Source organism: Halegenticoccus soli, assembly GCF_002844195.1.
Classification (GTDB): Archaea; Halobacteriota; Halobacteria; order Halobacteriales; family Haloferacaceae; genus Halegenticoccus; species Halegenticoccus soli.
The window spans coordinates 100,769-112,620 of record NZ_PEND01000007.1; the positions used below are offsets into that span (position 1 = coordinate 100,769).

General features: G+C 70.4%; 12 protein-coding genes. 3 read left to right on the plus strand and 9 right to left on the minus strand.

Features of this window, described 5'->3' with window-relative positions; translation table 11 throughout:
• Nucleotides 1-5 precede the first annotated feature (5 nt).
• Nucleotides 6-1,670 carry a S8 family serine peptidase gene (locus CNO20_RS18450; RefSeq protein WP_101297676.1) on the plus strand — a complete coding sequence of 555 codons (1,665 nt, stop codon included), beginning with the start codon at nt 6-8 and terminating at the stop codon, nt 1,668-1,670.
• A gap of 76 nt (nt 1,671-1,746) precedes the next feature.
• A complete protein-coding gene (locus tag CNO20_RS18455) occupies nt 1,747-4,230 on the plus strand; it encodes an ATP-dependent DNA helicase (protein ID WP_233204251.1) in 2,484 nt (827 codons plus the stop codon).
• Nucleotides 4,231-4,249: 19 nt separating this feature from the next.
• Here the strand turns inward: CNO20_RS18455 and CNO20_RS18460 are convergent, their stop codons facing one another.
• From CNO20_RS18460 to CNO20_RS18470, 3 genes are all read right to left on the minus strand, one after another.
• Nucleotides 4,250-4,468, minus strand: a complete 219-nt coding sequence (locus CNO20_RS18460; protein ID WP_101297678.1) for a DUF7576 family protein — start codon at nt 4,466-4,468, stop codon at nt 4,250-4,252.
• A 159-nt stretch (nt 4,469-4,627) separates the two neighbouring features.
• Nucleotides 4,628-4,951, minus strand: a complete 324-nt coding sequence (locus CNO20_RS18465) for a hypothetical protein (RefSeq protein WP_101297679.1) — start codon at nt 4,949-4,951, stop codon at nt 4,628-4,630.
• A 125-nt stretch (nt 4,952-5,076) separates the two neighbouring features.
• Nucleotides 5,077-5,526 carry a luciferase domain-containing protein gene (locus CNO20_RS18470; RefSeq protein ID WP_101297680.1) on the minus strand — a complete coding sequence of 150 codons (450 nt, stop codon included), beginning with the start codon at nt 5,524-5,526 and terminating at the stop codon, nt 5,077-5,079.
• 316 nt (nt 5,527-5,842) lie between these two features.
• On the opposite strand from CNO20_RS18470, the gene CNO20_RS18475 reads away from it, so the two are divergent.
• Nucleotides 5,843-6,067: a DUF7511 domain-containing protein gene (locus CNO20_RS18475; protein ID WP_101297681.1), complete on the plus strand. Its 225-nt coding sequence runs from the start codon at nt 5,843-5,845 to the stop codon at nt 6,065-6,067.
• A gap of 11 nt (nt 6,068-6,078) precedes the next feature.
• Here CNO20_RS18475 and CNO20_RS23110 read toward each other — a convergent pair whose 3' ends face one another.
• From CNO20_RS23110 to CNO20_RS18505, 6 genes are all read right to left on the minus strand, one after another.
• Nucleotides 6,079-6,234 (minus strand): hypothetical protein, encoded by a 156-nt coding sequence (locus tag CNO20_RS23110; RefSeq protein WP_158237446.1) that lies wholly within the window; start codon nt 6,232-6,234, stop codon nt 6,079-6,081.
• A gap of 121 nt (nt 6,235-6,355) precedes the next feature.
• Complete coding sequence (locus CNO20_RS18485) at nt 6,356-8,107, minus strand: P-loop NTPase family protein (protein ID WP_101297683.1); 1,752 nt, start codon at nt 8,105-8,107, stop codon at nt 6,356-6,358.
• Between the two features lie 215 nt (nt 8,108-8,322).
• Nucleotides 8,323-8,562, minus strand: a complete 240-nt coding sequence (locus CNO20_RS18490; RefSeq protein ID WP_101297684.1) for a UPF0058 family protein — start codon at nt 8,560-8,562, stop codon at nt 8,323-8,325.
• Nucleotides 8,563-8,864: 302 nt separating this feature from the next.
• On the minus strand, nt 8,865-9,665 hold the full coding sequence (locus CNO20_RS18495; RefSeq protein ID WP_101297685.1) for an N-acyl homoserine lactonase family protein: 801 nt from the start codon (nt 9,663-9,665) through the stop codon (nt 8,865-8,867).
• A 49-nt stretch (nt 9,666-9,714) separates the two neighbouring features.
• Complete coding sequence (locus CNO20_RS18500) at nt 9,715-10,530, minus strand: SDR family NAD(P)-dependent oxidoreductase (RefSeq protein WP_101297686.1); 816 nt, start codon at nt 10,528-10,530, stop codon at nt 9,715-9,717.
• 114 nt (nt 10,531-10,644) lie between these two features.
• Nucleotides 10,645-11,793 carry an acyl-CoA dehydrogenase family protein gene (locus CNO20_RS18505; RefSeq protein ID WP_101297687.1) on the minus strand — a complete coding sequence of 383 codons (1,149 nt, stop codon included), beginning with the start codon at nt 11,791-11,793 and terminating at the stop codon, nt 10,645-10,647.
• Nucleotides 11,794-11,852 lie beyond the last annotated feature (59 nt).

Below are 11,852 nucleotides of genomic sequence, written 5' to 3' on the forward strand. Positions count from 1 at the left end.
CGGCGATGAGCCGTCGGCGCGGATCGATCGCCGTCGCGGTCGACCTGGCGTTCGTCGCGCTGCTCGTCGCGGCTTCGGTCGTCACGGGGTTCGGCGGCCTGATAGTGTACGCGGTGCCGACCGAACCGGCGGGGGACGGGTACGGGCTCGACTCGCTGTACGTCCTCGAACCCCCCGGCGCGGACGGCGCGACCGTACCGCCGCCCGGAAGCGGCGGGAATCCGGGCGCGGAGCGGCGGTTCGTCGCCGGCCTCGAAGCGATCGGGGCGACCGAGCTCCACGAGCGCGGCGTCACCGGCGAGGGCGTGAAAGTCGGCGTCATCGGCAGCGGCTTCGATCCCCGACACCCGTCGATTGCGGGCAACGTGGCCGCCCGCGATCGTATCGACGCGGACGCGTCGGACGCGGCCGACGAGACCGCCCACGACACGGCCGTCGCCGAGATCGTCTCCCGGACCGCGCCGGGCGCGGACCTCTACCTCGTGGAGATCGGAACGGAGCCGACGCCGGAGCGGTACGCCGCCGCGATCGAGTGGCTCCTCGCGAACGACGTCGACGTGATCGTCGACTCCGGGAGCTACTTCCCCCCGACGATGGAGGGGATGGACCGGATCACCGACGCCGCCGACAACGCGTCGGCGCAGGGAGTCGTGTTCGTCACCTCGGCCGGGAACTACGCCGAGCGACACTGGGCCGGGACGGACGCCGGGGAGGGATGGGCGTCCTTCGCTTCCGGAATCGAGGCGAACCCCCTCGCCGGCGGCGATCCGGTTCGGGGACGCGTCTCGCTCCGCCTCTACTGGAACTCGTCGGCGGATTACGACCTGTACCTCTATCGCCACGTCCGGGGCGGAGAGGACCCCGTCGTCGCGAAGTCGACCCGGCGGCAGTCCCGAAACGACAGCCTCCCGGCCTCCGAAGCGATCGACGCCGCGGTGCCGAAGGGGACGTACTACGTCGCCGTGTACGCCCGCGCCGGCGCGGCGAACGACACCCACACCCACCTCCGCCTGTTCTCGACGCGCCACTCGCTCGGATACGCGACGCCCGAGGGGAGCCTGGTCGCGCCGGCGACGAGCGATCGGGTCATCGCGGTCGGCGCGTTCGACGCCGACGGCGGCGCGACCCGCGCTTACAGCTCCCGCGGCGCGTCGGCCGGCGAGGTCGACGTCGGCGCGCCCGACGGCGTCGAGACGGCCGTCGCGGGACGGTTCTACGGCACGTCGGCAGCCGCGCCCTTCGTCGCCGGAACCGCGGCGCTGATGGAGGCGAGCGCCGGCGATCTCTCCCCCGAGGAGACGCGGCGAATCCTCCACGAGACGGCCCGCGCGTCGGACGGCGCGAAGCGGATCGACGCGCTCGCCGCCGTCGAGGCGGCGTCGGGTGCGGTCCGGCGACCGGCCGAAGCGTACGACGCGACGTCCGACGGGAACGGGACCGCCGCCTCGACGGCCGCCTCCGACGGGAACGAGACCACCGCCTCGACGGCAGCCTCCGACGAGAGCGAGACCGCCGGCGCGAACGCCGACGCGAATACCGCGGACGGCGCGCCGGAGAACGAGTCAGCCCGCGATTCGGCGAAGACGACCGCAGAGCGGCGGGCGTCCGCGGGCGAGTCTGCCGCCCCGGAGCACGGAACGGGATGCGACGGAACGGCGGCGTCCGGCTGACCGGTCCGCGAGTTTATACCCGATGACGGGACCAGTCTCCGACACCGATAAGCGTGACCGGGAGCGAGGACTGGACGTGAGCTGGCGCACCGTCTTCGGACACGGAGAGCCGTATCCCGAGCAGGCAGACGGCATCGAAGCCGCGATCGAGGCCGCCGACGCGGGCGGATTCGTCGTCGTCGAGGGAGCCTGCGGGACCGGCAAGACGATGCTGGCGCTCACCGCCGGCATCGACCGCGTGCGCGACCCGGAGTCGCCGTACGAGCGGGTGCTCGTGCTGACGAGCGTCAAGCAGCAGCTGCGCCAGTTCGAGGACGACCTCCGGACGATCAACGGGAACTTGCCCGACGACTGGCGGCCGGTGTCCGGACTCACGCTCGTCGGGAAGGCGGACGTGTGCCCGTACAGCCGCGAGCGGACGGCCGGCGTCGACGAGTCGACGGTGTACGACCGGTGTGAGGGGCTCCGCGAGCGCACGCGGAATCTGACGGGCGAGGGCGGATCGACGACGGCCGCGGCGCTCGCCTCGCGGGCCCGACGGGCGCAGACGGGACTCGCGGACTCGGGCCGCGGAGGAGGGGTGACGTACCTCGAAACGGCCGGGGAGCCGACGCCGTACCTCCCCGAGACGCCGGAGCACGGCGACGTCGAGTACTGCCCTTTCTACGCGCAGTTCCTCGACGACCTGCCGGAGGACGGCGACCCGGTCGAGGCCGTCCCGTTCGACGTCGAAGAGCGGGGGCTCCTCGAACCGGACGACCTCGTTTCCCTCGCGGCGGGCCGCGGGACGTGTCCCCACTCGGCGATGGGCGCGGTCCTGCCGCACGTGGAGGTCGTCATCGGCAACTACTACCACGCGTTCGACCCGACGACGGTTCGGACGTTCACCGGCGCGCTCGCGGACGAGACGACGTTCGTCGTCTGCGACGAGGCGCACATGCTCGAACCGCGCGTCCGCGACCTCGTCAGCGACGGCGTGGGGGACGCCACCCTCGGGGACGCCGAGGCCGAACTCACACGGGTGATCCAGCCGGTCGAGTTCGACGACGGCGGCGGGCGGACCGCGGCCGACGCCGACGAGATCCGAAGCGAGCTCGCGGACTCCGACGTGACGCTCGCGGAGCTGAAGGAGACGCGGCGCTTCGTCCGCGACCTCCGAGAGGAGCTCGACCGCCGCGTGAAGGCGCACCTGGACCGCGTCCGCCCCGACTGGCGGGCCGAACTCGCCGGTGATGAATCGGCTCGCTCCACTGATCACACCGGTGGTGGATCGGCTCGGACAGGCGATCTCGCCGGCGATGGGCCGACTCGTGCCGGGAATCCCGCCGACGAGCCCCCGGCCCGTTCGGCGGGCAGCCCCTCGCTCGAAGACGCAGAAATCCCGCTGCGCGACCCCGAACAACCCGGCCCGGACGCGCTCTCGGAGTGGGCCGTCGAGGCGGGGTACGACGGCGGAACCTGGGCGCGGGCCGAGGCCGTCGGATCGCTCGTCGCCCGGGTTCTGAACGCGGTCGAAGGGGAGGACAGGCGGCGGGCAGCCCCGGCCGTCGGCCGCTTGCTCGGCGAGTGGTACCGGCTGGACCACGAGCGCTACTTCCGGGAGATCGAACTGGAGCGGACGTGGGACCGGACGGAACCGCCTGACTCCTGGCGGCGGGCGTACAACGCCCGCCTCGCGCTGCACAACTGCGTCCCGAGCGACGCCATCGGGGAGCGCCTCGCCGAGTTCGGCGGCGGCGTCCTCATGAGCGCCACGCTCGCGCCGCTCGACGTGTTCCGGACGGTGACCGGGCTCGACTACCTCGAATCCGAGGGGCGTCCGGTCGTCGAGCGGACGTACGGCCTCTCGTTCCCGGCCGCGAACCGCGCGAGCTTCGCAGTCGATGCGCCGAAGTTCACCTACGGCAACCGAGGCCGCCCGGGCGAGGACACCGAGGCGCGGCGCGTCCACGCGGACGCGGTCGTCGCCGTCGCCCGCTCACCCGGCAACGTCCTCGTCGGGATGCCGAGCTACGGCGAGGCCGAGTGGATCGCCGGCGTCCTGGAGCGGCGGATCGACAAGCCGGTCCTGCTCGACTCGTCGAGCGACGACGGGGAGACCGAGTCGCTCAAGGCCGACTTCTTCGGCGGCGGGGACAAGGTGCTCGTGACGAGCCTCCGCGGGACGCTGACGGAGGGCGTCGACTATCGCGGGGATCGGCTGAGCGCCGCCGTCGTCTGCGGCGTCCCGATCATCAACACGTCGAGTCCGCGGACGAAAGCCGTCCGGACGGCGTACGACAGGGAGTTCGGGTCGGGATTCGAGATCGCCCTGACGATTCCGGCGGTCCGGAAGGCGAGACAGGCCGTCGGCCGCGTCATCCGGGGTCCGGGCGAGGTCGGCGTCAGGGTGTTCGTCGACGCCAGGTACGCCCGCGAGTCGTGGAACGGCGTCCGGGAGTACTTCCCGGAGGAAGAGCGGGAGGAGTTCCAGCCGGTGAGTCCGGACATGCTCTCGTTCGGGCTCGAACGGTTCTGGGAGACGCACCGGGAGTCGGAGTCCGAATCCCGGTCCGAGTGACGCCGGGATCGCCGAACGATCAGCCGTCGTCCTCGCCCTCTCCGTTTCCCTCGCCTTCGCCGTCCCATCCGTCGCGGCACTCGTCGCCGCAGAAGTGGCGGTGACGGACCCGTTCGTCGTCGATCCAGGTGACGACCCGGTGGGTCGGCGACTGAACGATCTTCTCCCCACAGGTCGCACACTCCGGAGCGCTGCTCTCGTCTACGTCCTCGCCGAGATCCGATGTGGGGTCCACCATGTTCTCTGCATCTCTTCCCCCGCGGCACTTCAATCCGTCTTCCTCGGCAGGTGTGACTCTCGACGGGCGGCCGGCATCGGCGGGGCGTCTCGGCGGTCGGCGCTCCGCTCCGTGTCCACGAGTCGGTCCGCTTCGGGCGGCTCGGTCGGGGTGACGGACTCAGTCGGGTCGACGGAACACATATCGAAGGCCGCCGCCGCCCTTCACGAGAATCGAGCCCCCGGCGTGATCGAAGCCGAGGGCGTCGATCCCCTGGTGGCCGAACTCGTGCAGCGGCATGCCGGCGTCGACGCTGCCCTCGCGGGTGACGGCGAACGTCGCGCCGCCGGTCCGGCACTCGAACCGCTCGTCGGTGACCGCGAACTCCCCCTCGCAGAAGCGTTCGAGGTGCGCGCCGACCTCGTCCCAGTCGTCGAGCGACACCAGCGTGTACCCGCCGCCGTCTCCGTCTTCGCCGCCGTCGCCGTCGGATCTGTCTTCCATACTCGGATCCGCGTTCGGCCCGTTTCGGCAAACCTCCTGCGGCCGCCGGCGACAGAGGGGGCCGTCTCGGCGCTCCGCCGATCGCTCGGCCGTTCGGCCGTTCGGCCGTTCCGTCGTCCACCCCGTCAGTCGCGGACCCGCTCGACCATCCCTCTGAGCTCGTCGCTCAGCCCCAGTTCCTCGATCTCGGCGTCGACGTCGAGCGCCGCGAGGGCGTGCTTCCCCTCAGGCGTGCGCTTCGTCGTCAGCGCCCGGTACAGGTACGACAGCCGGAGCAGCCACCGCGCCCGCTCCACGTCGGCCTCCGACGCCACGTGGAACGTCGTCCACCCCGACTCCGGAACCACGTGGTGTTCGCCGGTTTTCCCCGCCGCGATCAGGGCGTCGCGCATCCGCCTCGGGAAGTTGATGTCGACGATCCCGACGCAGTGGACATGGCCGACCTCCCGCGGCCCGAGCAGGAACTCCGTCCCCCCGAACCGGTGCGGCTCCGCGTCGATCCCGGTCCACGCCGACACCTGGTCGACGATCCGGTCCACGTACTGTTCTCTGTCCTCTTTCGTTGTCGTCGTCATCGAGCGCTCCGTTCGTGACGGTACGGGGGCCGACCGACGCGATCAGAACGTCGTCTCGCCGGCCGCCGCCGTCCGTCCGCCTCTATATATTCGAGACGCCGTGGCGGCATAAGCGCGCCGTCGGAAGTGTTCGACTGACGGAATACCGACGAGAACGGCGGCGAAAGCGGAGATTCCTGACGATCGGGCGGTCGCGCTCGAGCGCCCCTCTCGCGCGTCTGCCGATACGATCACTCGCGACCGGTATGTTGAGCTATGGAGCCCTCTTAGCAGGCGTTATGTATTCGACACCTCATCTCAATACCTGACGGTCACCATGTCAGAAGTCGACGTCAACGCCGGGTCGCGGTCACGCGGTGAACGGGCGAGCGAACGCCGGATCGACGGGCGAGACTTCGATCTCCACAGCGTCGTCGTCAGTTACGAACGGGGCCCGGACCGGTGCACGATCTACCCCCGTTACAAGCGCTGTCACGAGCGCGTCGAAACGTGGCTCACGGCGAACCTCGACGCGTTCGTCGGCCTGGAGGAGATGCGGTAGTCCCCGCCGTCTCACCCCCGAACCCCCATTTCCGCTACTTCGGCCGGATCGACCGCGATCCGGTGGGCGTCCCACGCGTGTTCCATCAACGCCTCGACCGGCGTCCGCTCGTCCTCCGACCCCGTGGCGGAGTCGCCGCCGGGCCGACGCGGGACGCGTCCCGTCACTGCGCTTCTCGTTTCCGGGCCCACGAAGACTGACGCCGTCGCAGCCGTTTTCGCGAAAACGGGGCGGTTTTCGACGATACAGACGGCTCCGACGGCCGTCTCGTCTACGCTACCCTGCCTTTCAGGGACGCCAGCGGGCGTCGGACAGCGTCCGCTGCACCGCCTCCTCGCCGACGGCCGCGGCGAGCGCCTCGAACCCCCCTCGCTCCGCCCTGTTCCGCGCGTTGGCGACGAGCCGCGAGACGATGAACTCCGGCGTCGACTTGCCGACCGTTCCGAACCGCGGCTGGAAGTCGACCCGGAGTTCGAGCTCCGGCGTCAGCCCCTCCGCGAAGATGCCGTCGATCCGCGCCTGCGAGGGCAGGGGGCTCAGGTCGTCCGCGAGGTGGGTCACGTAGACGCCGAGCGCGCCGCGGTCGACCGTGAGCCGGACCAACCCGTTGAGCAGGTCGGCGGCCCGCCCCGGCTCCGTGATCGCCTCGAACTCGTCGACCAGCATGAGCACCCGCCCCTCGCCCGTCAGCGGCGGGACGATGGATCGCAGCGTCGATTCGAGCACGCCCGCGTTGAAGCTGGCGTGCCGGCGGTGGAAGACGACGGCGTCGAACCGGCCGACCTCCGCGCGGTCGGCCGGGACCGGAAGCCCCATCGCGGCGAGCAGCGCCGTCTGACAGAGCGTCTCCAGGAGGGTCGTCTTGCCCCCGGAGTTCGCCCCCGTGAGCACCGCCACGCGGTCGCCCGACGGCGGCGTTTCCGCGCCCTCCTCGTCGCCCGGCGGCAGCGAGTGCTCGCCGACCGCGTAGGTGACCGGCTGGACCTCGCCGCTCAGAAAGAGGTTCCGAGCGCCCGAGACGGCCAGGCCGTCCTCGACGAGTTCGGGTCGGGAGAGGTCGTGCGCCGCGGCGAAGCGCGCGAGCGAGAGGGCGACGGCGATCTCGTCCACCGCCGCGACCGCGGCGTCGACGTCCTCGCGGGCCGCCTCGACGGACTCCCGGAGGTCGGCGGCGACCTCCCTCTCCCGCTCGTCGACCCGCTCGCGGAGATCCGCGGCGAGCGTCCGCAGGGTGGTGCTGACGAAGTCCGCCGCGTCCGCGGCGTCGTCGGCCGCGGCGCTCCGGATCTCGCCCCGCGTCAGGCCCGTCTCGCGGGCGACGTACTCGACCGTCGCGGCCTCGAAGTCCTCGAGGCTCGATACTCCGGCGCCCCTGACCTCGTCGAGCACGTCGAAGGCGCTGTTCGCGAGCCGCTCCGCCTCGGCGAGGCGCGCGCGCAGCCCGTCGAGGCGATCGTCCGCCCCTTCCAGCACCGCGTCGCCGTCGACGTAGCCGAGGGCCCCCGCGGCGGCTTCGAGCGCCTCCTCGTCGACCTCGTCGAGCGCCGCGAAGGTGTCGCCCCGCAGTCCCGCCTCCCGGAGCGCGAGCGCGCACCGCACCGCCGCGCGCTCCGTGCCGCCAGCCTCGTCGTAGGCCGAAAACGCGTCGAGGACGGCCTCGCGGGCCTCGTCGTCGAGGGCGGTCCACGCCTCGCGCGCCGAGCGAACGTCGTCCAGTCGGTCCGCCGCCTCCTCGCGGTTCGGCAGCGGCGTCAGCACCCGGATGCGGTCGGCCGCGTGCCGGGAGACGGCGAAGTCGCTCGCGAGCCGCAGCAGGTCGTCGTAGACGCTCCGCGCGTCTCGGGTGCCGAGCATCGCCATGCCGGCCTCGCCGTTGGCGCGGCGCAGAATCCTCGTCGCCCGGCCGCGACTCAACCCCGCGTCGACCAGCGTCCGGATGTCCGCCGACTCGATGGCCGCGACGGCCGCCTCCACCCCGAGGGAGTCGCGCAGTAACTCGCTCGTCTTCGGGCCGACTCCCCAGTACTCCTCCAGTCGCATACGCGATGCTGTCGGGGAACGGTCTTAGTGGTTGTCGGTCTCCGCGACGGTCGCGGGGTCCGACTTCTCTCGGGTGTGACGTCGCGGTAGTGTGCCGGAAGAGAGTCCGGTCCGCGGACCGGAAAAGAGAGAGACGCCGAGCTAAGCGGGACAGATAACGTTTCGAGGGGTCGCGGAAGTCGGGCGGGGCATCGGTCCCCGGCGGGGTCGAGGTGTCACCCTTCGACGAGTTCGGGGTGCGCCTTCGGTTCCCGCTCCGACAGGGAAGCGAGAATTCCGGCGAGCGTCGTCACCGCCTCCTCGTGGCGGTCACGGGATGCGGTGAGCGTCATGGGGGTCACGCCGCGTTCGCGGTACGGGTCGAAGTCCCCCTTGCCCGCGATGCCACGCTTCACGTAGTCCTCCGCGATGATCGTGAGCAGCGTGTGAAGGTGGATCAGTTCGTTCTTCTTCACCGTGCGTATGATACGCGTTCGTTACGGGTAAACCACACGGTGGACGAGTGCTGTAAATTAGTACTGAGAGGCGCACGAACGGCCAAATAAGGGCGGATAACCCGTCGAAATTCAACCCTTCTACTCGACTGATTAATACGGCGGCGGCGTACGATACCGTTACCCCCGTTCGGTCGGATTCGAACGTCCGGCCCGCGGCGTTCGGCCCGTCGCCGTCCCCGCTCGCGGTCTCGTCGCTCCGGGCGGTCCCGCGACTGCGACTCGATCTCCCGGGGCGGTCCCGCCCCTCCGAGACGATCCCGTCACCCCCACCCGCCGTCGAACGACTCGAACCGTTCGAGGTCGTGGCCGTACAGCACGTCCGCGTCGTGGACGCGCTCTTCCTCCTTCAGTTTCCTGACGGTGTCGAGCCACCGCCGCTCGCACCAGAGGAGCCCCGGTCCCATCGGGAGCTCGTCGGCGTAGTTGGCGTCCACGTACGCCGCGTCGCCGGCGAGGAGCACCGTGCCGCCGTCGCGGTCGATCCGGGCGGCGAGGAGGCCGGGTGTGTGTCCGGGCGCGCGGATCAGTTCGAACCCCTCGGCGAGCGTCCGACGGTCGCGGTGGATCACGTTCCAGTTCAGGTCGCGGTCGAAGTCCGACGCCAAGTACGCGACCGATCCCTCCGTCGTCTTCGCGCTGTAGTAGGCGTACTTGAGCTCCTCCCGGTGGACGTAGATCGGGACGCCGCTCCCGTCGAAGTTGTACAGCCCCCCGGCGTGGTCGAGGTGGAGGTGGCTCGTCACGACCGCGTCGAGGTCGGACAGCGAGTAGCCCGCGGCGTCGAGGTCGTCCTCGAGGCGGTGCTCGTCGGCGTCGACGTGCTCGAAGGCACCGTAGAGGGGCTCGGGCCAGTAACCGCTCCCGGCGTCTGGGTGGGAGCCGGTGTCCCAGAGCACCGTCATCTCGGGGTGGTCGACGACGGCGTTCCAGACGACGAACTCCCCGATCTCGTGTTCGGGGCGCGGGTTCTCGGCGTCGGCCATGACGTACCCGTCGACGACGTAGTTCACGTCCGCGCGGACCCGGCCGCGGTCGAGGAGGTGGACGCTGGCGTCTGTCATACCGACGGTTGGAACGGCGAGGGGATAAACCTCGGCTCACCGACGCCGCTCAGATCACGTTCTGCGTGATCCCTCCGTCGACGTTGACCGCCTCGCCGGTGACGTTCCGGTTCGTGGCGAAGAAGACGGCGAGTCGGCCCATGTCCTCGGGCGTCTGATCCCGACCGAGCGGGATGACGCGCTCTATCGTGTCCGCGTAATCCTCTTCGAGCGTCGGCGTGAGCGCCTTCTCCCACATCGGCGTGTTCACGATGCCCGGGCAGACGGCGTTCACCGTCACGTCGTCGGGCGCGAGTTCGAGCGCCAACACCTTCGTCAGCCCGATCACGGCGTGCTTAGAGGCGCAGTAGTGGCCGAGACCGGCCGCGCCGATGGTGCCCGCGATGGAGGCGACGTTGACGATTGTCCCACGCGACTCTCGAAGGTGCGGAATCGCCGCCCGCGAACAGAGGAAGACGCCCTTCGCGTTCACGTCCATGATCGCGTCCCACGCGTCCTCCTCGAGCTCTTTGACCGGCGCGACGGTGATGACGCCCGCGTTGTTGACCAGCACGTCGAGGCTCCCGAACGCCTCCACCGTCCGATCAACCATCGACCCGACCTCGTCGGCCTTCGTCACGTCACACTTGATCACCATCGCCTCCCGCCCGAGCGACTCGATCTCCTCGACGACCGACGTCGCCCTCGTCGCGCCGCCGACCTCCGCCGATCCCTGCTGGTTGTGTGCCGATTCGAGGACGTCCACGTCGGCGACGACGACATCGCACCCCCCTTTCGCTAATTCCCTCGCGATGCCGTGACCGATCTCACCGCCGGCACCGGTGACGACCGCGACCTTCCCGTCGAGCGAACGTTCGACTGACATGATCCGACGTGACGTACGACGCACGTTAGCATATCAGGTGACATCGTCTCGATCGCGGACAGGTGTCGAAAAAGCGGCGCGAGACCGCGTGAACCGACGAATCGCCGCCTCGACTCACCGCGACTGCCGGTAGATCAGGTTCCGCTGGATCTCGTTCGCGCCCTCGTAGATCACGGGGATGCGAACGTCGCGGTAGACGCGGGAGATGCGGCGGTCCGCGAGGACCGAGCGGCCGCCGTGGAGCTGCATGCCGCGCTCGGCGCAGAAGTTCGCCACCTCGGTCGACTTCGTCTTCGTCGCCGCCGCCCAGAAGCCGGCGTTCTCGCCCGCCTCGACCTTCTCGGCGGCCCGCCAGTTCAGCGCGCGGGCCGCCTCGAACTCCGTGCGCATGTCCGCGAGGATGTGCTGGACCGACTGGAACTCGTTGACGCGCCGGCCGAAGGCCTCGCGGTCGTGGACGAACTCCCACGCCTCCTCGATCGCCGCCGCGGCGAGCCCCAGGCCGTGGCCGCCGACGACGACCCGGCCGTGGTTGAAGAAGTCGGCGAGCATGTAGAAGCCGCCGCCCTCCGCGCCGACGAGGTTCTCCTCCGGGACGGCGCAGTCGTCGAAGACGACGTGGCCCTGCTTGGAGGCGCGCATGCCCATCTTCTCCGGGATGTGCTCCGCGTCGTAGCCGTCGGCGTCCGTCGGGACGACGAAGAGCGAGTAGTTCGAGTAGCGGTCGTCCAGATCGCCCGTCTTCGCGTAGACCGTGAGCCAGTCGGCCTCGACGGCGTTGCCGATCCAGTACTTCTCGCCGTTGAGGACGTAGCCGTCGTCGGTCTTCTCCGCCGTCGTCGTCATTCCGGCGAGGTCGCTCCCCGTGTCGGGCTCGGACACCGCGAGGCCGGAGATCTGCTCGCACTCGGCGACCGGCCGGAGGTACTCCTCCTTCTGCTCTTCGGTGCCGTACTTCTCGACGATCTCGCAGCCGAAGCTCGCGAGCTGGAGCGTCAACGCGATGCCGGCGTCCGCGCGGTAGAACTCCTCCGCGATCGCCAGGATCTGCCGGAGGTCGTAGCCGGCTCCGCCGTACTCCTCGCCGATGTCCTGGGCGACGAGGCCGGCGTCCTGCCCGGCTTCGAGCACCTCCCACGGGTACTCGCCGCTCCGGAAGTACTCCTCCGCGTTCGGTGCGATGTGCTCGGCCGCGAACTCCCGGGCCTCCCGCTTGACCCCGCGGGCGTGCTCCGGCACGATGCTTTCGTCGAGAAGTTCCATAACGCACCTCCGAGGGCCGTGCTAAAATATCTCGTGGAACTCCGAGTTCCGGAACCGCC